Source organism: Proteus sp. PR00224, from assembly GCF_016238105.1.
GTDB lineage: Bacteria > Pseudomonadota > Gammaproteobacteria > Enterobacterales > Enterobacteriaceae > Proteus.
This window is the reverse complement of record NZ_JAEHQU010000007.1, coordinates 206,432-228,485: the sequence shown is the minus strand read 5'-3', so window position 1 is coordinate 228,485 and position 22,054 is coordinate 206,432. Positions and strand designations below refer to the sequence as shown.

Genomic DNA, 22,054 nt, shown 5'->3' with positions numbered 1-22,054 from the left:
TATTTAGGGGCGTAGTTCAATTGGTAGAGCACCGGTCTCCAAAACCGGGTGTTGGGAGTTCGAGCCTCTCCGCCCCTGCCAGTTACCAATTAAGTAATAACAAAATTTATACTTCTTTGTAGCCCAGTTAATTAACTGGGCTTTTTGTTATCTATATATTCTCAATACTTACTGCACTAAATTCCCACCGACTAACCTGCCAATGAGCTTCTTTTACCAATATCTATTAGTAATATTCCCTGTTATATGTAATAAAAATTCTAGAGATGAAGCTTAAACCCAAGAGTGATTCGTTAATATCATGAATAACTATAGCGTGGATTTAAGCTTTATTGATGATTTATTGGCTGTTTTAATAGCTGTTGTATCAATACTTGTTGATCACTCGTATTTAGCCAAACCGCAAATAAAGGTTTTTGAATAATTTCTGTTGAGGCAGGGGCTAGATCTGAATAGAGATCTAGCCAATGCGTAGGTAAAAATGCAACTGCTTGTGTTGTTTTCATTAACTGATAAGCAATCATTGCGGAGTTAGTGGTTAAAATAGGATCAATTTTTTGCACTGCACCATTAGAAAGAAAAGACTGAAAATCAGCACTCCATTCAATTTTGATAAATTGTGCTATCTCTTCGGTTTTATTTGATGCGATTTTCATCAACTGAAAAGTAATATCACCAATAATTTTACTTTCTAATTCATCCATCTTTGGTGCTTCAGTCGTAAAAAGAAGATCGAGCTCTCTTGCATGAAGTTGTTTTACAAGAGATTGCCTTGTAGAGACTCTAGATTCGATTCTGAGCTCTTCTCTTTCTAGATAAGATTCCTGCAACCAAGATGTCAGATATGCTTCCCAGAGTGATGCTGTGGCGCCAATTGATAGCTCTGAATGTTGAGAAGCATGGCTAATCTCTTTTTTAGCGAGAAGCCATGTATTCATTAACGATTCAGCATAAGGGATCAGCCTTTCACCTGCGACAGTTAGACGAATATTATTACGATGGCGAGTAAATAGATTTGTGCCTAATTGTGTTTCCAGTTGTCGTATTCTAAAACTAACCGCAGACTGAGTTAAATAAAGAGATTCAGCGGCTCGCCCAAAGTGTCTAGTCTTACTGACTTCCAAAAAGGTTTTCAGTAATTCGGTATCCACATATATCTCCAAAAAAATTTGTCGTTACGATTTAAATATTTTGTTTTACAGAACCGCATGACTATCTAATACTCCGCGCCATAAGTATGATGATAGAGAATTAGGAGTGTGTCAGATGGCAGAAAGTTTTATCACGACTAATCGTTTTTTTGACAATAAACATTATCCGCGTGGTTTTTCTCGTCATGGCGATTTCACTATCAAGGAATCCCAGATATTGGAACGTCATGGTCAAGCCTTTAACGAGCTTGATTTAGGTAAACGAGAGCCTACAACTGAAGCGGAAAAATTATTTGTTGCCATGTGTCGTGGCGAACGAGAAGCAGCAACGGTTGAAGAAAAAATTTGGAAGAAATATACGAGTCGTATAAGTCGTCCAAAACGTTTTCATACATTATCGGGTGGAAAGCCGCAGCTCGATCCATCTGATGACTATACCGACTCTGATGATTAATATCATTAGTTTTAGTCAAAAGGAGCGTTTTTTCGCTCCTTTTTATTACCCATCTAGTTGTTTTTGTAAATAGATCATTAATCTATCCATTGCACGAAAGCTTAATGCTTCAATTAAATGATTTCTCTGTATTTTCTCTTCATTTGCAAGATCTGCAATAGTCCTCGATACTCTTAAAATTTTATGCCAAGCTCGTATCGATAATCCTAATTTATTAAGCGTATCTTCAAGAAAAGTTGCATCACTGGTATTCAATGAGCAATAGCATTCAATCTCTTTTCCAGTTAAATAAGTATTTACTTTTCCACATCGTGCAAATTGTCTTTCTCTTGCCTTTAGAACACGTTCTCTAATTGTCGTACTATTTTCTGTAGTAAATGTAGGATGAATAAGCGCGCCTTGGGGAAGAAGTGGCATTTCGACAGATAAATCAAACCTATCTAAAAAAGGTCCAGAAACCTTGCTTAAATAGCGTAGGATTTGCTTTATTGGTACTCGGTTGTGATTACCTTGATAATGTCCTGTTGGGCTTGGATTTAATGCACCGACCAATAATACATTGGCAGGGTAGCTTATTTTGGCTTTTGCGCGTGAAATAGTAATTTCCCTAGCATCTAGAGGTTCACGTAATGCATCGAGTACTCGGCGCTCGAATTCTGGTAATTCATCTAAAAATAAAATACCGTGATGTGCTAATGTAATTTCTCCAGGTTTAGGAAGAGAGCCTCCTCCCGTTAAAGCAACAGCAGAGGAAGTATGATGTGGAGCTCTAAATGGTCTTGTAGGCCACTTTCTTTCATCAAATGTCACTCCTCTTAAGCTACTAATGATTAATACATCAAGTGCTTCTTTAGCAGTTAAAGGCGGAAGAAGCGTACTTATTCTTTGCGCTAACATTGTTTTGCCTGTTCCTGGTGGCCCAAGAAATAAAATGTTGTGATTTCCTGCGGCTGTGATTTCTGCTGCCCTTTTTGCATTATTTTGACCAATTATATCGCTCATATCTTTATTATTTTGATTTTCAATTTCATCATTAATAATAAAACTTTCTGTTTCAATTAATGGCGTATTATTTTCTAGATGATGACAAATCTCTAAAAGATGAGAGGCTAATAAAGCCGATTTATTGGGTAATAATGAAACTTCAGTTTGATGTTCTGTTGATACAATACATATTCGATGATCTTTTGATGCACTAAGAATTGATGGAATAACCGCATTAACTCGTTGTAATTTTCCAGAAAGTGCAAGTTCTCCAATAAACTCATAACACTCTAATTTATTTGATATTAATTGTTCTGATGCAATGAGTATTGCTAGTGCAATAGGTAAATCATAACGCGCACCTTCTTTGGGTAAATCGGCAGGTGAAAGATTAATCGTTATTCTTTTTGCAGGATAAGTATATCCGCTATTAATTAATGCACTCCTTACTCTATCTTTTGCTTCTTTTACGACAGTTTCAGGTAATCCAACTAATGTTAATCCAGGTAATCCCTGACTAATATGAGCCTCGATAGTAATAAGCGGAGCTGATATTCCTAAAGAGGCACGCGTATATATTATTGCTAATGCCATTTTTTATTCTCCATTATTTTTTTCTTTTTAAATTATTTTTTCTTTTGTGTTAAATGAAGAGTTAAATAAATGCGAGATATCTCGAAAATAATATAACATATTGAAATATAATGATTAATTTTTTAAATAATTAATTTAATAAATTAATATAAATATAATGAAAATTATCATTGTTTTTTAACTTGGAATAATAAAATGCAATAGCAGAAAAAACAAAATAACGCGTTCTTTCTTGGTATTAATAACTGAAAAATAAATATTTTATAGATGAATATTCTAATTGGTGTTTGCGCTATAAAAAACATATAAAATTCATCATGTTATAATTATTTTTAAAATAAACATTGTCAATTCTAAAATATCATGATAACTCTAAAAGGACAGAGTGAAAGAAAACACAACACAACATTACAAACATACATTTTAAATAAGAAAAGAAGTTATAAAACTATGAATACTATCGTCCTAGTGATTAGCCTAATTATTGTCAGCGTGGTGGTGATTATTAACCCACCGTGCGGGGCTGCACTAGGACGAAGAAAGGCTAACTAAACTAGCCGGATCTCTTAAAAACCCCCGCACCGAAAGGCGCGGGGGTTTTTTTTGAGCCTGAGTTTGAAAAAAAGATTAAATAGAAAATAAATTCAAATTAAACAAGAAGTTAAGATGGCATGGTGAAAGAATGAATGGAGCACAGTGGTTAGTACAGGCATTACGAAAACATCAAGTCGAAACAGTCTTTGGTTATCCTGGCGGTGCTATCATGCCTGTTTACGATGCCCTTTATGATGGTGGTGTTGAACATGTTTTATGTCGCCATGAACAAGGTGCTGCAATTGCTGCTATTGGTTTTGCTCGCTCTACGGGTACGACAGGTATTTGTATCGCGACATCAGGCCCAGGCGCTACTAATGTCATCACTGGACTTGCTGATGCATTGTTAGATTCTGTGCCTGTTGTTGCTATCACTGGGCAAGTTGCTTCCAATTTAATTGGTACTGATGCATTCCAAGAAATTGACGTTTTAGGTCTTTCATTGGCGTGTACGAAACATAGTTTTTTAGTTTCGACGGTTGATGAATTACCAAGAGTGTTATCAGAGGCATTCTCTATCGCATCTCAAGGTCGCCCTGGCCCTGTTTTAATTGATATTCCTAAAGATGTTCAATTGGCGGATGCTTCTCATTTATCAAGCTATGAATTACCAGAAGAGCAAGAATTTTCTTATCCAACACAAGAGTTAAATCAAGCTAAGCAGATGTTAGCGAAGGCACAAAAACCGATTTTGTATGTAGGTGGTGGTGTTGCCATGAGCAATGCAGTGGAAACGTTAAGAGCATTTGTGAAGCAAACAGAAATGCCCGTTGTTTCCACTTTAAAAGGGTTAGGCTGTGCCGATGCATTAGATGCTAACTATTTAGGCATGTTAGGTATGCATGGCACTAAAGCGGCAAATTATGCTGTTCAGCGTAGTGATTTATTAATCGCTGTTGGTGCTCGTTTTGATGATCGCGTTACTGGGCGATTAAATACTTTTGCACCTAATGCCAAGGTTATCCATATCGATATCGACCATGCAGAATTAAATAAATTGAAACAAGCGCATGTGGCGTTATTAGGTGATGCGAAAGTGTTGTTACCTGCTTTGTCTCAGCCATTATCTATCGCTGCTTGGCAACAAGAAATACAAGAATTAAAAGCCGAACACGCGTGGCGTTACGATCATCCAGGCTCCGCAATTTATGCCCCATTATTATTAAAACAATTATCAGATGCGAAACCTGAAAATACGATTGTGACAACAGATGTAGGCCAACATCAAATGTGGTCGGCACAACATATGACATTTGATGCACCTGAAAACTTTATCACCTCAAGTGGTTTAGGCACCATGGGATTTGGTATCCCAGCAGCAGTGGGCGCTCAAATTGCTAGACCTGATGCATGTGTTATCTGTGTGTCTGGTGATGGCTCTTTTATGATGAATGTACAGGAATTGGGCACAATTAAGCGTAAGCAATTACCTATCAAATTGGTGCTATTAGATAACCAACGTCTTGGTATGGTTCGTCAATGGCAAGAGTTGTTTTTTGAACAACGTTATAGCGAAACGATTTTAACAGATAATCCAGACTTTGTTGCCTTGGCAAAAGCTTTTGATATCCCTGGGCAACGCATCACAGAAAAAGCACAGGTTGCTGATGCAATAAAATGTTTATTAGAGAGCGATGGTCCTTACTTATTACAGGTATCTATCGATGACGCAGAAAATGTCTGGCCTTTAGTCCCGCCGGGCGCAAGTAATGATGAGATGATGGAGAAATCAAAATGAACCAACACAATATCACAATTGAAGCCCGTTTTTGTCCAGAGATCTTAGAACGTATCCTGAGAGTTATTCGTCATCGTGGTTTTCATATATGCTCAATGAATATGAATATCACTGAAAGTAATAATATCAATTTAAGCCTGACGGTGAGTAGTCAGCGGCCATTAGAACTTCTGTGCAGCCAGTTAACAAAATTAGCTGATGTTGCAGGTATTCAAGTATCACATCAACAGAAAGAAAAATTACGATTCATGAATGCACTAAGTGCCATGTAAGGATAAAAGAATGACAAAGCAAGCTGATTATATTTGGTTTAACGGTGAAATGGTTCCTTGGGCTGAGGCAAAGGTTCATGTTATGTCTCATGCATTACATTATGGAACCTCTGTGTTTGAAGGTGTGCGTTGTTATGATTCTCATAAAGGCCCTGTGGTCTTTCGCCATCGTGAACACATGCAACGTTTACATGATTCAGCAAAAATTTATCGTATGCCTGTTGAGCAAAGTGTTGATGAGTTAATGGAAGCCTGTCGTGAGACCTTACGTAAAAATAAATTAGTCAGTGCTTATATTCGCCCATTAGTTTTTATTGGTGATGTCGGTATGGGTGTTAATCCACCAGCTGGTTATAAAACAGATGTGATCATTGCTGCATTTCCATGGGGAGCTTACCTCGGTGAAGAAGCGTTAGATAAAGGTATTGATGCAATGGTTTCTTCTTGGCATCGTGCTGCACCAAATACTATTCCAACAGCAGCAAAAGCGGGTGGTAACTATTTATCTTCACTATTAGTGGGAAGCGAAGCTCGCCGTCATGGTTATCAAGAAGGGATTGCATTAGATGTGCATGGCTATTTATCAGAAGGTGCAGGTGAAAACCTATTTGAAGTAAAAGACGGTGTTATTTTTACACCTCCATTTACTTCATCAGCACTGCCGGGGATCACGCGTGATGCCATTATCAAATTAGCAAAAGATCTCGGTTATGAAGTGCGTGAACAAGTCCTTTCTCGTGAATCACTTTATCTTGCAGATGAAGTCTTTATGTCAGGTACAGCCGCAGAGATAACCCCAGTACGTAGTGTTGATGGTATTCAAGTCGGTATTGGACGTTGTGGCCCTGTGACCAAAGCAATTCAAAAGGCGTTCTTTGGTCTGTTCACAGGTGAGACAGAAGATAAATACGGCTGGTTAGATCCAATCAATTCATAAACATAATCAAATAAATTTGTTTAGCGGGTAGCTCGTTCCCTACTCGCTTTCTTTATCGCAGGAGTGTGAAAAATGCCTAAATACCGTTCAGCGACAACGACACACGGTCGTAATATGGCGGGAGCCCGTGCCTTATGGCGCGCAACGGGAATGACTGATGCTGATTTTGGTAAACCCATTATCGCTGTTGTGAACTCATTTACGCAATTTGTACCGGGTCATGTGCATCTGCGGGATTTAGGAAAACTGGTTGCTGAGCAAATTGAAGCCGCTGGTGGTGTCGCTAAAGAATTTAATACTATTGCGGTTGATGACGGTATCGCAATGGGGCACGGTGGCATGCTTTATTCTTTGCCATCGCGTGAACTTATCGCAGACTCTGTTGAATATATGGTTAATGCGCACTGTGCTGATGCGATGGTGTGTATCTCAAACTGCGACAAGATCACCCCAGGAATGTTAATGGCGTCTTTACGCTTAAATATTCCTGTTATTTTTGTTTCGGGTGGTCCTATGGAAGCAGGTAAAACGAAGCTTTCAGATCAACTGATCAAATTGGATCTGGTTGATGCCATGATCCAAGGAGCAAATCCCAATGTTAGCGATGCGGATAGTGAGCAAATTGAACGATCTGCTTGTCCGACTTGCGGATCGTGTTCAGGTATGTTTACCGCAAACTCCATGAACTGTTTAACCGAAGCTCTGGGATTATCTCAACCCGGAAATGGCTCATTATTAGCAACACACGCAGATCGTGAAACGCTGTTTATCAACGCAGGTAAGCGAATTGTTGAATTAACCAAGCGTTATTATGAAAAAGATGATGAGTCCGCATTACCGCGCAATATCGCTAAAAAAGAAGCCTTTGAAAATGCGATGATCTTAGATATTGCAATGGGTGGCTCGACAAATACGGTTCTGCATTTATTAGCTGCTGCACAAGAAGGTGAAGTTGACTTCACCATGGAAGATATCGACAGGCTTTCTCGCCAAGTCCCTCATTTATGTAAAGTGGCACCAAGTACACAAAAATATCATATGGAAGATGTTCACCGTGCAGGTGGAGTTATGGGTATTTTAGGTGAATTAGACAGAGCCGGATTACTTAACCGTAATGTGGATAATATCTTAGGGCTAAGCTTGCCAGAAACATTAGCGCAATATGACGTGATGTTAACGCAAGATGAGCAAGTAAAATCGATGTTCCAAGCAGGTCCTGCGGGTATTCGTACCACGAAGGCATTCTCTCAAAATTGCCGTTGGCCAACCTTAGATACCGATCGTGAAAACGGGTGTATCCGCAGTAAAGAACATGCTTATAGCCAAGATGGTGGATTGGCCGTGTTATCAGGTAACTTAGCAGAAGATGGCTGTATTGTTAAAACTGCGGGCGTTGATGAAGATAACTTGATTTTTAGCGGTCCTGCAAAAGTATATGAAAGCCAAGATGATGCTGTTGAGGCCATCTTAGGTGGAAAAGTAGTGGCAGGCGATGTGGTCATTATTCGCTATGAAGGTCCTAAAGGTGGGCCAGGTATGCAAGAGATGCTGTATCCAACCTCATATTTAAAATCAATGGGATTAGGTAAAGCTTGCGCACTTATCACTGACGGACGTTTCTCTGGGGGAACATCTGGCTTATCTATCGGGCATGTTTCACCTGAAGCAGCAAGTGGTGGTGTAATTGGTTTAGTGGAAGAAGGTGATATTGTCTCTATCAATATTCCAACTCGTGAGATCTCATTAAAGGTAGATGATAAAACGTTATCTGCACGTCGTGATGCACAAAATGCTCGTGGTGATAAAGCGTGGACACCACAAGACAGACAGCGCCAAGTCTCTTTTGCCTTACGTGCTTACGCCTCTTTAGCAACCAGTGCTGATAAAGGTGCTGTGCGCGATAAATCTAAATTAGGGGGCTAAGAAATGGCTGCCTTTAGACCTTTAAATTCAGCACCAAGTAGCGCTGAATATTTAAAAGCGGCGCTGAGCGCACCTGTTTATGAAGCGGCAATTGTCACGCCACTTCAAGAGATGACAAAAATCTCTGAACGCTTAGAAAATACGATTTTAGTTAAGCGTGAAGATAGACAACCTGTTCATAGTTTTAAATTACGTGGTGCTTACACCATGATTGCAGGGTTGACTCCTGAGCAAAAAGCGAAAGGCGTTGTAACTGCTTCGGCGGGTAACCACGCCCAAGGCGTTGCGTTGTCAGCGAATCGAATGGGTGTAAAGGCATTAATCGTGATGCCAGTGGCAACAGCGGATATCAAAGTCGATGCGGTTCGCCAATTTGGTGGAGAAGCATTGCTTTATGGTGCCAACTTTGATGAAGCAAAAGCGAAAGCTATCGCACTATCTGAAGAGATGGGATACACCTTTGTTCCGCCTTTTGATCACCCCGCTGTGATTGCAGGGCAGGCAACATTAGCAATGGAATTATTGCAACAAGATGTTCATCTTGATCGTATTTTCGTACCTGTAGGTGGTGGAGGTTTAATTGCTGGAGTGGCTGTATTAATCAAACAGCTTATGCCAGAAATTAAAATTATCGGCGTTGAAGCAGAAGATGCAGCATGTTTAAAAGCAGCATTAAAGGCAGGACACCCTGTTGAATTAGCTCGCGTAGGCTTATTTGCAGAAGGTGTTGCCGTTAAGCGTATTGGTGATGAAACTTTTCGTTTATGCCAGAAGTATGTCGATGATGTGATTACTGTTGATAGTGATGAAATTTGCGCTGCTGTAAAAGATTTATTTGAAGATGTGCGTGCGATTGCTGAGCCTTCGGGCGCATTGGCATTAGCTGGGCTTAAAAAATACGTAGAAGAGCACCAGATCAAAGGTGAGCGTCTAGCGCATATACTTTCTGGTGCAAATGTGAATTTTCATGGCTTACGTTATGTTTCTGAACGCTGTGAACTAGGCGAAAAACGTGAAGCGCTATTCGCTGTGACTATTCCTGAGCAAAAAGGCAGTTTTTTACGTTTTTGCCAAATCCTAGGTCAACGTGTGGTCACTGAATTTAATTATCGTTATAGCGATGCTGATCCTGAAAATGCACGTATTTTCGTGGGCGTACGTTTAAGTCAAGGACTTATAGAGCGTAAAGAAATTTTGCGGGAGCTTACGACTGCAGGTTATCAAGTTGCTGATCTTTCTGACGATGAAATGGCAAAACTGCATGTGCGTTATATGGTCGGTGGTCGTCCTAATAAGCCGCTTAAAGAGCGTCTATTTAGTTTCGAGTTTCCAGAATCACCGGGTGCTTTAATGAAGTTTTTAAAAACGTTAGGCACTTATTGGAATATCACACTATTCCATTATCGCAGTCATGGTACTGATTATGGTCGAGTGCTGGTGGCATTTGAATTGCCCGAAACAGAAGGGCGTTTCGAGCGACATTTAGATGCATTAGGCTATGAATATCATGATGAGACAGGAAATCCTTCTTTTCAGCTATTTCTGTCACCACAAACGACAAGCTTAGTCGTGGAGTAATCGCCAAAAAGCACTGATCACAGGCTCTTGAAGGCGTTTGTGTAATCCGCAAACGCCTAATTCGAAAGGTTCTACCATTGAAATATTATCCAATGAAGAGATGCGATTACGCACAGGCTCTGGACAATTATCAACGACGACCTGTGGAATAAGCGCGATACCACAACCTAACGCAACCATTGAGACAATCGCTTCATGCCCTGAAACAGTCGCATAAATTAAGGGATTATGGATACGGTGGCGCTTAAACCATAATGCAATTCGTTGTCGCGATGGGCCATGTTCAGGAATGATAAATGGAATATTGAGCCAATCGGGTTTCTCTTGTGTTGCAAGATGACGAACATTACAAGGCAGAGCGGGCGCAATCAGTACTAATGGAATTTCGCCTATTTTTTCAAAACAGATATTTTCAGGAAGCTTTTCAGGTTTTCCTGCAATACCTAAATCGGCCTCATCAGATTGCACTTTATCGACTGCATCAGCTGCATCTCCTGTGGTGAGTTTTATTTCAACTAATGGGTGTTCAGCACGAAAGCGATCAAGAATAGAGGGTAAATGGCTGTAAGCCGCTGTTACAGAACAAAATAGGCGTAATTCGCCAGAAAGGCTTGGGCTATTTTGATTTAACGTGTGCTTAAGTTGCTTATATTGCAATAAGGTTTGTTGAGCATAGCGTTTTAACTGCTCGCCAGCATCGGTGAGAGTCACTTGTCTGTTATCACGTAAAAACAGAGGATGACCTAAGCTTTCTTCAAGGCGTTGAATTTGACGAGAGAGCGTTGAAGGGCTGACGTGCATTGCCTGCGCTGTCTTGGTGAAGTGGCAACTTTCAGCTAAATGCAGGAAGAGTTTGAGATCACGAATATCCATTGTCAGCCACCCATTGTGATAAAAAAGTACGTTGCATTTTTTGCAACACTATCTTGTAAATATATCAATTTAAGCAATGGCTTTCATCCCATATAGTAAAGTCATGCAACACCTCACTGAGAGTGAGGATAATAACAGCAAACACATACACAACGATTTTGGAGTCTTCTATGGCAAATTATTTTAATACATTGAATCTGCGTCAGCAGTTGTCGCAATTAGGTAAATGTCGCTTTATGTCACGCGAAGAATTTGCTGATGAAGCAAATTACCTGAAAGGCAAAAAAGTCGTTATCGTTGGTTGTGGCGCTCAAGGTCTTAACCAAGGTTTAAATATGCGTGATTCAGGTTTGAATATTGCGTATGCCTTACGCCAAGAAGCGATTGATGAGAAACGTGCATCATGGCGTCGCGCGACCGAAAACGGCTTTGAAGTTGGCACCTATGAAGCGTTGATCCCTCAGGCAGATTTAGTGGTTAACTTAACGCCAGACAAACAGCACTCTGCTGTTGTTCAAGCTGTTCAACCACTGATGAAATCAGGTGCAGCATTAGGCTATTCTCATGGTTTTAATATCGTTGAAGTTGGCGAAAAAATTCGTGATGACATCACTGTTGTGATGGTTGCACCAAAATGCCCAGGTACAGAAGTTCGCGAAGAATATAAGCGTGGTTTTGGTGTTCCAACACTGATTGCTGTTCACCCTGAAAATGATGCGAAAGGCGAAGGAATGGCTATTGCTAAAGCATGGGCAGCGGCAACAGGTGGTCATCGCGCTGGTGTTTTAGAATCTTCTTTTGTTGCTGAAGTCAAATCTGACTTAATGGGTGAGCAAACCATTCTGTGCGGTATGTTACAAGCAGGCTCATTGTTATGTTATGACAAAATGGTTGCCGATGGTGTTGAACCAGGCTATGCAGGTAAGTTGATTCAGTTTGGTTGGGAAACCATTACAGAAGCACTGAAACAAGGTGGTATCACCTTAATGATGGACAGATTATCTAACCCTGCGAAAATGCGTGCATATGCATTATCAGAGCAACTGAAAGAGATCATGGCTCCACTGTTTGCGAAACATATGGATGATATCATTTCAGGTAAATTCTCTGAAACTATGATGGCAGATTGGGCAAATGATGATAAAAACTTGCTGACATGGCGTGAAGAGACTGGAGCAAGCGCATTTGAAAATTACCCTGAATATGAGGGTAAAATCAGTGAGCAAGAGTACTTTGATCACGGTGTATTAATGGTTGCAATGGTTAAAGCTGGTGTTGAATTAGCGTTTGATACCATGATTGAAGCAGGGATCTTTGCAGAGTCAGCTTATTATGAATCACTGCATGAGTTACCATTAATCGCGAATACCATCGCTCGTAAGCGTTTGTATGAAATGAATGTGGTTATCTCTGATACGGCAGAATACGGCAACTATTTGTTCTCATTTGCGGTTGTGCCGATGTTGAAAGAATTTATGACAACATTGCAAAGTGGCGATTTAGCGAAGAAAGTTCAAGATAATGGAACAGATAATGCGCAATTGCGTGATATCAATGAAGCAATTCGTCAGCACCCAATTGAAGCCGTAGGTAAAACCTTGCGCGGGTATATGACGGATATGAAGAAAATTGCTGTAGGCAACTAATTTTCCGATTTTTCGTCGCTCTTTACGCGATAAGTGCGTTGGCTATGCTCGGTTATCCTAGTCACATACTAATTTTTCGTCGCCCTTTACGCGATAAGTGCGTTGGCTACACTCGGTTACCCAAGTCACATACTCATGTATGCTCCTTGGGATAACCTCCTTTGCCGCCTTCTTCTCTCGCAAATAGCTTAGAAAAATAAGCGTAAGATTCAATTTGTTGAAAACCGTGTTTCTTAATGAAATACGGTTTTTTGTTTTTTGGTCTAAATATCTAAGTTTTTGAATAAATTATTAGCGCCATCAATATGAAAAATATCAATATTTTTATCTGTTTTTATAAAAGTGATTAATGTCTTTGGATTAGGTTCAAACTTATTCTTCTTTATGTATTTATTAATATTTTTTTGTTTTCTGTTCATCTTGTTATGTTCAAATTGATTTATGTCTGCAATATATTCCTATTTCGTTGAAATAGTATACAAAGTTTAAACTATATAAATTTAATTTTCTTATCGAAAATGATCTCCAAATCCTAAAACCGAACCATCTTTCTATGCACTTTCTGCTACAATTATCCCCCGTTATGTTCTTGGTTAATGAAGTTTGGAAAAAGTATGCGATTAAATCCCGGTCAGCAAAAAGCAGTGGAATATGTGTCAGGCCCTTGTTTGGTCTTGGCAGGTGCGGGATCGGGTAAAACACGGGTTATTACCAATAAAATTGCACATCTTATTCGTCAATGCCAATACCCAGCAAAGCAGATTGCGGCGGTTACGTTTACTAATAAAGCCGCGCGTGAAATGAAAGAGCGTGTTGCTCAAACCTTAGGTCGCCAAGAAGCGAAAGGATTAATGATCTCAACGTTCCATACCTTGGGATTAGAAATTATTAAACGTGAATATAAAGCACTAGGTATTAAAGCTAAATTTTCATTGTTTGATGATCAAGACCAATCTGCATTACTTAAAGAATTAACGGCTGATTTATTAGAAGAAGATAAAGATTTGCTGTCTCAGTTAAAGAGCCAAATCTCTAACTGGAAAAATGACATGCTCACGCCAGAGCAAGCAATAGGAATAGCGAGATCGCAACAAGATCATACTTTTGCCGAATGTTTTCGACGTTATGAACAACATCTGCGTAGTTGTAATGTGCTCGATTTTGATGACTTAATTAGTCGACCAACTATGTTATTGCGCACGAATGAAGAAGTGAGAGAGCGCTGGCAAAGACGCATCCGTTATTTGCTGGTGGATGAATATCAAGACACCAATACCAGCCAATATGAATTAGTGAAATGGTTGGTGGGTGAAAGAGCGCGTTTTACCGTTGTGGGCGATGATGACCAATCTATTTATTCATGGCGTGGTGCTCGCCCTCAAAATTTAGTGTTGTTACAAAAAGATTTCCCTCAACTTAATGTCATTAAACTTGAGCAAAATTATCGATCTTCGGGACGTATTTTAAAATCTGCCAATATCTTGATTGAAAATAATCCCCATGTTTTTGAAAAACGCTTATTTTCAGAGTTAGGTTATGGTGATGAACTTCGTGTTTTAACGGCAAATAATGAAGAGCACGAAGCAGAGCGTGTCGCGGGCGAATTAATTGCGCATCACTTTATTAATAAAACCAATTATAAGGATTACGCGATACTTTATCGTGGTAATCACCAGTCACGTATTTTTGAAAAATACTTGATGCAAAATCGCATTCCTTATCGTATTTCGGGTGAAACCTCCTTTTTTTCACGAGAAGAGATAAAAGATATCCTTGCCTATTTACGAGTCATTACTAATCCTGATGATGATGCGGCATTTTTACGTATTGTGAATAAGCCTCGTCGTGAAATCGGCCCTATGACAATTCAAAAATTAGGTGAGTGGGCAAAAGTTCGAGATAAAAGCTTATACAATGCCTGTTTTGATTTGGGGCTAAGCCAAACATTAACAGGTCGAGGTTTGAATTCATTACAAGCATTTTCGCAATGGATGTCGCGTATAGTACAAAAATCAGAGCGAGAACCACTGTTAGCTGTACGTGATTTATTGCATGAAATGGATTATGAAAGTTGGTTATATGAAACCTCAAGTAGCGCAAAAGCGGCTGAAATGAGGATGAAAAATATTAATCAGCTATTTTTATGGATGAGTGAAATGCTTGAAGGTGATGAATTGCATGAACCGATGACGCTTTCTCAAGTCGTTAATCGTTTTACCTTGCGCGATATGATGGAGCGAGGAGAAACAGAAGAAGAGTTAGATCAAGTTCAGTTAATGACATTACATGCCTCTAAAGGTCTTGAGTTCCCTCATGTGTTTTTAGTGGGAATGGAAGAGGGCATATTGCCACACCAAAGCAGTATTGATGAAGATAATGTAGACGAAGAAAGACGTCTTGCTTATGTGGGCATTACTCGAGCACAAAAAACACTCACGTTTACGTTATGTAAGGAAAGGCGCCAATACGGTGAATTAATCAAACCTGAACCGAGCCGTTTTCTTTATGAATTACCTCAAGATGATTTGAATTGGGATACCAATAAAAAGAAAGTGTTAAGTGCTGAGGAAAAACAAGAGAAAGGGCAAAAAGGTGTTGCAGGATTAAGAGCTATGTTGGCAAGGCATAAACCTGAATAGCATAGAGAGTTGTCGATAAAACTAACCCCTTGGCATATTGATGTCCAAGGGGTTTTATTTTTGTATAAATAAAAAAGTTAACTTATACGAGAGCTATTTTGTTCTTCAATCATTAAAGACCAATGGACATAACTCTGAAGTTGGATCTCTTCTTGGAGATTTTCAGCACGTAACGGATGCTCATTAAGCCATTGATATGGCAGTGTAATAATGAGCTTCTCATCTTCAGTGCGTAATCGTAATGCAGGAAGCGTATCATCACGGCGACGGCTAGCAAAAATGATGGCTAATCGCAGTAAACGCACCAGTCGATTGGCTTGAGTTATCGGTAGGGCATTTTGATGATTAAGAGGTGCAAGATCGATGATCCCTGTTTGGTTTTTTAGCAAAGAAGCTAATAAACGTCGTTGCGCCGGTGTATATCCTGGTAAATCAAGATGAGAGATCAGATAGCTTGCATGTGAAGGTGCTTGGCGGAAATCAACACTTAGGCCAATTTCATGTAATGCACTAGCGCTATTAAGCAACTCGCGGCAACGATTATCTAACTGCCAACTCTTGCTGACTTGGATAAAAAAGTGTTCTGCAAGTTGTTGAACTCGGTGTGCTTGCTCAATATCAATCTGAAACCGACGCTGGACATTACGAAGAGTACGTTGGCGAATATCTTGCTCAATAGGAAGATGCAACATTCCATAGACTAAGCCTTCTCGTAATGCACCACCTGCTAAGATCATATTGTCGATATGCAGTGTTTCAAATATGGCGATTAAGATAGCAAGCCCACTCGGAAACACTAAGGCTCGTTCAAAAGTAAGCCCTTCAATTTCCAATTCTTCCAGTTTTCCACATTCAATGGCTTTGTGTTTGAGCCGCTCAAGCTTAGGTAAGGTGATTAATTCATCCATACCTTGAGCAATCATGATCTCTTGCAACGCCTGTACAGTACCAGAGGCGCCCACACACACTTGCCAGCCTTGCTCAATTAATTTATCCGCCACTGGGGCGAGTATCGCTTTGGCTGCGTCTTGCGCTTTAGCAAAATTTTCTTGAGTTAAAGAGCGATCAGTAAAATAGCGCTCTAACCAAGTTACACAGCCCATACTTAAGCTCATTAATTGTGTCGTTTTAGCACCAGTACCTGTAACCAGCTCTGTGCTGCCACCACCAATATCGACAACTAAACGTTGCTCTGCACCACCAGTGGTATGTGCAACGCCACGATAGATAAGGCGTGCTTCTTCCTCACCACTAATAACATGAACAGTATTGCCCAATATTTCAGACGCTTTTGCGACAAAAATATCTGCATTTTTAGCAATACGTAATGTGGCTGTTGCTACGACTCTGATTTGTTCAGTCGGAATATCACGTAGATATTCAGAAAAAAGTCGTAAACATTGCCAACCGCGTTCCATTGCCTGCTCTGACAATTCATTTTCACTGTTTAGGCCAGCAGCGAGTCGAACTTTACGTTTCACGCGGGAAAGAACTTGTATAGAGCCCGCGATTTCTCGAACGACTAACATATGAAAACTGTTAGAACCTAAATCAATAGCAGCATAAAGTGATGAGGATTTCAGCATAATTTATGGATGACTCGGGCGTTTATTTCGGTTGTTACGTTGAGTATTATTTCCTCTATTATTTCGCACTGGCGCATTATTGCGACGAGGCTGACCTTGGCGAGGACGGTGACGGCGTTTAGGCTCAGGAAGATCAGCTAATAACGCATCACTATTATATTTACTCACAGGAATAGCATGTTGAATATAAGTCTCAATTGCAGGTAAATTCAGTGCATATTCTTCACATGCAAGACTGATTGAGTTACCACTATTTCCAGCACGCCCTGTTCTACCAATACGGTGAACATAATCTTCACAATCATCAGGTAAATCATAGTTAAAAACATGCGTTACTGATGGAATATGAAGACCTCTAGCAGCAACGTCAGTGGCAACCAGAATATCAATATTACCTTGGGTAAAATCTTCTAAAATGCGTAGACGTTTTTTCTGAGGAACATCACCTGTTAATAAACCAACGCGGTGTCCATCTGCGGCAAGGTGTGCCCAAATGTCATCACAACGATGTTTTGTATTGGCGAAAATGATACAGCGATCTGGCCATTCTTCTTCAATTAATGTTTGAAGAAGACGCATTTTCTCTTCATTTGAAGGATAAAAGAGTTCTTCTTTTATGCTAAAACCTGTTTTTTGTTCAGGTTCAACTTCAACATATTCAGGGTTATTCATCTGCTCAAAAGCCAGTTCTCTGACGCGGTAAGAAAGCGTTGCAGAAAACAGCATATTCATACGCTCAGCTGCAACTGGCATACGACGGAAAATCCAACGAATATCTTTAATAAAGCCGAGATCGTACATTCTGTCAGCTTCATCAAGTACCACAACTTGGATTGCGCTAAGGTTAATATGGCCTTGTTTAACGTAATCAATTAAACGACCTGTTGTGCCAATAACAATATCGACACCATTACTTAATACTTTGAGTTGTTCGTCATAGCCATCGCCACCGTAGGCGAGACCCATTTTAATCCCTGTATTTTGCGCAAGCTCTTTAGCATCAGAATAAATCTGCACGGCTAATTCGCGTGTTGGCGCCATAATAAGTGCACGAGGTTGATTGGTTTCATGCCCTTCTTTAGCAGGGTGTGTTAAAAGATAATGAAACGTTGAGGTTAAAAACGCCAACGTTTTGCCTGTTCCTGTTTGGGCTTGCCCGGCAATGTCTTGACCTTTCACAGTGATAGGTAACGTCAATGCCTGAATTTGTGTACAATTAGAGAACCCTTTTTTCTCAAGGGCTTCTATCACTTTTGGATGCAAGGCGAAGTCGGAAAACTTCTTTTCTGTCAAATATGTTTTGCTCATAATGTAATAGAATATCAGTTATGGGTTGCATTACAAAAGTTTATCCGCTGAAATGCAGACAGACTTTTGTTATTTAATGTTACACTGGTACGGTCAATATTATTCTTTGGAGTAGAACAATGAGCGATAAAATCCTTCACTTATCTGACAGCAAATTCGATGCTGATGTATTAAATGCAACCGGCCCTGTGCTCGTTGATTTCTGGGCTGAATGGTGTGGCCCATGTAAAATGATTGCTCCTATTCTAGATGAAGTTGCAACAGAATACGCTGGTAAATTAACAGTTGCTAAGCTAAACATCGATCAAAACCCGCTGACAGCACCAAAATACGGTATTCGCGGTATTCCTACACTGATTTTATTCAAAAACGGTGCAGTTGCTGCGACTAAAGTAGGCGCATTGTCAAAAACTCAACTGAAAGAGTTTTTAGACGAAAATATCTAATTTGATTTAGATATCAAAAATAAAAGTAGGACGTTTAGACCTTGTCAGTATTTCTGTTATTGACAGCTAGACGTCCGCTTCGAAGCATGATAAGTTAGCGCCACTTACTTACATAATATATCGGATCTACTTGTCAATATGATTAGACACGATTAAATAAGTCTGAGATATTGAATATCAAGCGTGCAAAGTAATAGAATTGAATAACATGATATGATATTTAATCTAATATGATATTTAATATAAGTAATCTGAATTCATCTAACCAGTCAAGTTGCCTTAGAATAATCTATAGTATTCAGGGAATATAAATTTTTCCAAAGTATGTTCCTAACCCATAAGTTGAAAGTACACTCATACATCGCGAAAATGAATGTCACTTTTCTGGGATAAAGCAGACTGGTCTAATAGTATTAACACTCTCTAACATTATCATTTTAGTTATACCCTTATGTTAGAAAGTTATAATCTGTAATTTTACACATGACGAAACTGACAGCGATTCGCTGTTATACTATTCACGTTCATAGTTCGAGAGTTACCCCGAGTTATTAAGAACCCACCATTATGAATCTTACCGAATTAAAAAATACGCCGGTATCAGAACTGATAGCACTTGGCGAAAATATGGGGCTAGAGAATCTGGCTCGAATGAGAAAGCAAGACATTATTTTCTCTATCTTGAAGCAACACGCGAAAAGTGGAGAAGATATTTTCGGTGACGGTGTGCTGGAAATATTGCAGGATGGCTTCGGCTTCCTACGTTCCGCAGACAGTTCCTACCTTGCTGGTCCCGATGATATCTACGTTTCTCCAAGTCAAATTCGCCGTTTTAACCTTCGCACTGGTGACACCATCGCAGGGAAAATTCGTCCTCCTAAAGAAGGTGAACGCTATTTTGCCCTCCTAAAAGTTAATGAAGTTAACTTTGATAAGCCAGAAAATGCCCGCAGTAAAATCCTCTTTGAAAACTTAACACCTTTACATGCTAATAATCGTTTACGCATGGAACGTGGTAATGGTTCAACAGAAGACTTAACCGCGCGTGTTCTTGACTTAGCGGCACCAATTGGCCGTGGTCAACGTGGTCTTATCGTTGCTCCACCAAAAGCGGGTAAAACCATGTTGCTGCAAAACATTGCAGCAAATATTGCTCATAACTACCCAGATTGCGTATTAATGGTACTTCTGATTGATGAACGTCCAGAAGAAGTGACAGAAATGCAACGCTTAGTAAAAGGGGAAGTTATTGCTTCAACCTTTGACGAGCCAGCTTCTCGCCACGTACAAGTTGCAGAAATGGTGATTGAAAAAGCGAAGCGTTTAGTTGAGCATAAAAAAGACGTTATCATCCTGTTAGACTCCATCACACGTTTAGCGCGTGCTTATAACACAGTTGTTCCTTCATCAGGTAAAGTGTTAACAGGTGGTGTGGATGCAAACGCATTACATCGTCCTAAACGTTTCTTCGGTGCGGCTCGTAATGTTGAAGAAGGTGGTAGCTTGACTATCATTGCAACAGCATTAGTCGATACGGGTTCTAAGATGGACGAAGTTATCTACGAAGAATTTAAGGGTACAGGTAATATGGAATTACACCTGTCTCGTAAAATTGCTGAGAAACGTGTTTTCCCTGCGATTGATTACAATCGTTCTGGTACACGTAAAGAAGAGTTACTGACGTCTCAAGATGAGCTACAAAAAATGTGGATCCTGCGTAAAATTATTCATCCAATGGGTGAAATTGACGCAATGGAATTCCTCATTAACAAGTTAGCAATGACTAAGACAAATGAAGAATTCTTCGACTTTATGAAACGTTCATAAAGGGTATTAGCAAAGTGATTGAGCTGAGAATAGGATATAAAATATTAAAATAGTGTGCTCTGTTACAGAATAAGTAATATCACCTCAATTTATATGCTGTTAAGCTCATTTACTTTGTAAGAATGACGATATGATGAAAACGCCACAATAGTTGTGGCGTTTTTTTGTTTTTTATGGATGTAATTCAATTTTAGATTGCAATATTTTAGCGCGATGTTGGTATATATATTGCATGTTTTGGTAATTGATAAAAATAGCGATGGCATCAATAAAAATAGTTAAGGAAAACTTATAATTGATGAAGGGTGGTGGGTTTTGAATGAACTCGTCGTGGTGAGGCTGGAAAAAAGAATAAAAACACATGGAAGCGTAAAATAACCAGCTATATTTATTATAGAGAACAAGTACTGTGGATATACTAAAAATGAGCACAAGCATTTTTTATGTGTTCTTATTTTCTTTCGCTTTTTTATTTTTGGCTCGTAAAATTGCAAAGAAAATTGGACTCGTGGATAAACCGAATTATCGTAAAAAACATCATGGATTGATCCCCTTAGTTGGCGGAATATCAGTCTATTTTGGTATTGTTTTCGCATTTTATATTGCAGATATCTATATTCCTCATAAGGAACTGTATCTGGCTTGTGCGGGACTTCTTGTTTTTATCGGTGCTTTAGATGATCGCTTTGATATTAGTGTCAAAATTAGAGCTACAATTCAGGCTTTTGTTGGGATCGTAATGATGGTGGGTGCAGGGTTAAAACTTGACACTCTGGGTCATGCTTTTGGTCCTTGGGAAATGCATTTAGGGCCTTTCGGCTATATTGTTACACTTTTCGCTGTTTGGGCAGCAATCAATGCCTTTAATATGGTTGATGGTATTGATGGGTTATTAGGTGGTCTTTCTTGTGTCTCTTTTGGCGCGCTTGGTATTTTATTATATCAAAGTGGCAATTCAGCTCTTGCATTCTGGTGCTTCTCATTTATCGCGGCAATTCTACCTTATATCCTTTTAAACTTAGGGTTATGCGGTAAAAAATTCAAAGTCTTTATGGGAGATGCGGGAAGCACACTGATTGGATTTACCATTATTTGGTTATTGGTCGCATCAACACAAACTCAACCTCGCCCTGTTAAAGCGGTAACCGCATTATGGATAATTGCTATCCCTCTTATGGATATGGTGGCAATTATGTACCGTCGTTTACGCAAAGGGATGAGCCCTTTCTCACCAGACCGTCAACATATCCACCACTTGATTATGCGTGCAGGGTTTACCTCTCGCCAAGCCTTTATTTTAATTACGTTGGCGGCAGCTTTATTAGCCGCAATTGGTATTATCGGTCAAAACCTATCATTTGTACCTGAATGGTTTATGTTGGCATTATTCTTGCTTGCATTTGTTATGTATGGTTATTGTATTAAACGCGCGTGGCGAGTCGCTCGTTTTATTAAACGACATAAGCGTCGCTTACGTAGAGCAACACAACAGCATTAATATAAG

General features: G+C 39.6%; 17 protein-coding genes and 1 tRNA gene. 13 read left to right on the top strand and 5 right to left on the bottom strand.

The window, feature by feature from the left end; all coding sequences use genetic code 11:
• Positions 1–5 precede the first annotated feature (5 nt).
• Positions 6–81, top strand: a tRNA-Trp gene (locus tag JEP71_RS13530).
• Positions 82–329: 248 nt separating this feature from the next.
• Here JEP71_RS13530 and hdfR read toward each other — a convergent pair.
• Positions 330–1,151 carry an HTH-type transcriptional regulator HdfR gene (gene hdfR, locus JEP71_RS13525; RefSeq protein ID WP_198626380.1) on the bottom strand — a complete coding sequence of 274 codons (822 nt, stop codon included), beginning with the start codon at positions 1,149–1,151 and terminating at the stop codon, positions 330–332.
• 115 nt (positions 1,152–1,266) lie between these two features.
• On the opposite strand from hdfR, the gene JEP71_RS13520 reads away from it, so the two are divergent.
• Entirely contained in the window at positions 1,267–1,605 is a 339-nt protein-coding gene (locus JEP71_RS13520) for a DUF413 domain-containing protein (protein WP_036939631.1), read from the top strand.
• A gap of 45 nt (positions 1,606–1,650) precedes the next feature.
• Here JEP71_RS13520 and JEP71_RS13515 read toward each other — a convergent pair whose 3' ends face one another.
• Positions 1,651–3,183: a YifB family Mg chelatase-like AAA ATPase gene (locus JEP71_RS13515; protein ID WP_109372754.1), complete on the bottom strand. Its 1,533-nt coding sequence runs from the start codon at positions 3,181–3,183 to the stop codon at positions 1,651–1,653.
• Positions 3,184–3,633: 450 nt separating this feature from the next.
• Here JEP71_RS13515 and ilvL point away from each other — a divergent pair, with 450 nt between their 5' ends.
• From ilvL to ilvA, 6 genes are all read left to right on the top strand, one after another.
• Complete coding sequence (gene ilvL / locus JEP71_RS13510) at positions 3,634–3,735, top strand: ilv operon leader peptide (RefSeq protein ID WP_071788577.1); 102 nt, start codon at positions 3,634–3,636, stop codon at positions 3,733–3,735.
• Positions 3,736–3,865: 130 nt separating this feature from the next.
• Complete coding sequence (ilvG, locus tag JEP71_RS13505) at positions 3,866–5,515, top strand: acetolactate synthase 2 catalytic subunit (RefSeq protein WP_198626379.1); 1,650 nt, start codon at positions 3,866–3,868, stop codon at positions 5,513–5,515.
• Positions 5,512–5,787, top strand: coding sequence for an acetolactate synthase 2 small subunit (gene ilvM, locus JEP71_RS13500; protein ID WP_023583660.1), 276 nt, complete (start codon positions 5,512–5,514; stop codon positions 5,785–5,787). The genes ilvG and ilvM overlap by 4 nt, the downstream gene beginning before the upstream one ends.
• Positions 5,788–5,797: 10 nt before the next feature.
• Entirely contained in the window at positions 5,798–6,724 is a 927-nt protein-coding gene (ilvE, locus tag JEP71_RS13495) for a branched-chain-amino-acid transaminase (protein ID WP_069369927.1), read from the top strand.
• Positions 6,725–6,796: 72 nt separating this feature from the next.
• On the top strand, positions 6,797–8,647 hold the full coding sequence (ilvD, locus tag JEP71_RS13490) for a dihydroxy-acid dehydratase (RefSeq protein ID WP_109372751.1): 1,851 nt from the start codon (positions 6,797–6,799) through the stop codon (positions 8,645–8,647).
• 3 nt (positions 8,648–8,650) lie between these two features.
• Positions 8,651–10,225, top strand: coding sequence for a threonine ammonia-lyase, biosynthetic (ilvA, locus tag JEP71_RS13485; protein WP_198626378.1), 1,575 nt, complete (start codon positions 8,651–8,653; stop codon positions 10,223–10,225).
• On the opposite strand, the gene ilvY is transcribed toward ilvA, so the two are convergent.
• Entirely contained in the window at positions 10,211–11,098 is an 888-nt protein-coding gene (gene ilvY, locus JEP71_RS13480; RefSeq protein WP_198626377.1) for an HTH-type transcriptional activator IlvY, read from the bottom strand. The two genes, ilvA and ilvY, sit on opposite strands and share 15 nt — an antisense overlap.
• Before the next feature lie 170 nt (positions 11,099–11,268).
• Between ilvY and ilvC the strand changes: the two genes are divergently transcribed.
• Positions 11,269–12,744 (top strand): ketol-acid reductoisomerase, encoded by a 1,476-nt coding sequence (gene ilvC, locus JEP71_RS13475; protein WP_109372748.1) that lies wholly within the window; start codon positions 11,269–11,271, stop codon positions 12,742–12,744.
• 614 nt (positions 12,745–13,358) lie between these two features.
• The gene (rep, locus tag JEP71_RS13470; RefSeq protein ID WP_196534380.1) at positions 13,359–15,383 is read left to right on the top strand and encodes a DNA helicase Rep; all 2,025 of its coding nucleotides are present in this window, start codon (positions 13,359–13,361) and stop codon (positions 15,381–15,383) included.
• 77 nt (positions 15,384–15,460) lie between these two features.
• Here the strand turns inward: rep and gppA are convergent, their stop codons facing one another.
• Both gppA and rhlB read right to left on the bottom strand, forming a co-directional pair.
• Positions 15,461–16,969: a guanosine-5'-triphosphate,3'-diphosphate diphosphatase gene (gene gppA / locus JEP71_RS13465; protein ID WP_109372744.1), complete on the bottom strand. Its 1,509-nt coding sequence runs from the start codon at positions 16,967–16,969 to the stop codon at positions 15,461–15,463.
• Positions 16,970–16,972: 3 nt separating this feature from the next.
• The gene (gene rhlB, locus JEP71_RS13460; RefSeq protein ID WP_160229885.1) at positions 16,973–18,277 is read right to left on the bottom strand and encodes an ATP-dependent RNA helicase RhlB; all 1,305 of its coding nucleotides are present in this window, start codon (positions 18,275–18,277) and stop codon (positions 16,973–16,975) included.
• Positions 18,278–18,396: 119 nt separating this feature from the next.
• Between rhlB and trxA the strand changes: the two genes are divergently transcribed.
• The 3 genes from trxA (at position 18,397) to wecA (ending at position 22,048) form a co-directional block, all read left to right on the top strand.
• The gene (trxA, locus tag JEP71_RS13455) at positions 18,397–18,723 is read left to right on the top strand and encodes a thioredoxin TrxA (protein ID WP_006535838.1); all 327 of its coding nucleotides are present in this window, start codon (positions 18,397–18,399) and stop codon (positions 18,721–18,723) included.
• A 567-nt stretch (positions 18,724–19,290) separates the two neighbouring features.
• On the top strand, positions 19,291–20,550 hold the full coding sequence (gene rho / locus JEP71_RS13450) for a transcription termination factor Rho (RefSeq protein WP_023583649.1): 1,260 nt from the start codon (positions 19,291–19,293) through the stop codon (positions 20,548–20,550).
• 409 nt (positions 20,551–20,959) lie between these two features.
• Complete coding sequence (gene wecA / locus JEP71_RS13445; RefSeq protein WP_198620254.1) at positions 20,960–22,048, top strand: UDP-N-acetylglucosamine--undecaprenyl-phosphate N-acetylglucosaminephosphotransferase; 1,089 nt, start codon at positions 20,960–20,962, stop codon at positions 22,046–22,048.
• The last annotated feature ends 6 nt before the right edge of the window (positions 22,049–22,054 follow it).

Excerpts from the sequence above, each read along its gene's own strand:
- ilvM (WP_023583660.1), top strand. The coding sequence starts at position 5,512 with ATGAACCAACACAATATCACAATTGAAGCCCGTTTTTGTCCAGAGATC.
- ilvD (WP_109372751.1), top strand. The coding sequence starts at position 6,797 with ATGCCTAAATACCGTTCAGCGACAACGACACACGGTCGTAATATGGCG.
- ilvE (WP_069369927.1), top strand. The coding sequence starts at position 5,798 with ATGACAAAGCAAGCTGATTATATTTGGTTTAACGGTGAAATGGTTCCT.
- JEP71_RS13520 (WP_036939631.1), top strand. The coding sequence starts at position 1,267 with ATGGCAGAAAGTTTTATCACGACTAATCGTTTTTTTGACAATAAACAT.
- ilvC (WP_109372748.1), top strand. The coding sequence starts at position 11,269 with ATGGCAAATTATTTTAATACATTGAATCTGCGTCAGCAGTTGTCGCAA.
- rho (WP_023583649.1), top strand. The coding sequence starts at position 19,291 with ATGAATCTTACCGAATTAAAAAATACGCCGGTATCAGAACTGATAGCA.
- rep (WP_196534380.1), top strand. The coding sequence starts at position 13,359 with ATGCGATTAAATCCCGGTCAGCAAAAAGCAGTGGAATATGTGTCAGGC.
- rhlB (WP_160229885.1), bottom strand. The coding sequence starts at position 18,277 with ATGAGCAAAACATATTTGACAGAAAAGAAGTTTTCCGACTTCGCCTTG.
- gppA (WP_109372744.1), bottom strand. The coding sequence starts at position 16,969 with ATGCTGAAATCCTCATCACTTTATGCTGCTATTGATTTAGGTTCTAAC.
- trxA (WP_006535838.1), top strand. The coding sequence starts at position 18,397 with ATGAGCGATAAAATCCTTCACTTATCTGACAGCAAATTCGATGCTGAT.
- ilvG (WP_198626379.1), top strand. The coding sequence starts at position 3,866 with ATGAATGGAGCACAGTGGTTAGTACAGGCATTACGAAAACATCAAGTC.
- ilvL (WP_071788577.1), top strand. The coding sequence starts at position 3,634 with ATGAATACTATCGTCCTAGTGATTAGCCTAATTATTGTCAGCGTGGTG.
- JEP71_RS13515 (WP_109372754.1), bottom strand. The coding sequence starts at position 3,183 with ATGGCATTAGCAATAATATATACGCGTGCCTCTTTAGGAATATCAGCT.
- ilvA (WP_198626378.1), top strand. The coding sequence starts at position 8,651 with ATGGCTGCCTTTAGACCTTTAAATTCAGCACCAAGTAGCGCTGAATAT.
- ilvY (WP_198626377.1), bottom strand. The coding sequence starts at position 11,098 with ATGGATATTCGTGATCTCAAACTCTTCCTGCATTTAGCTGAAAGTTGC.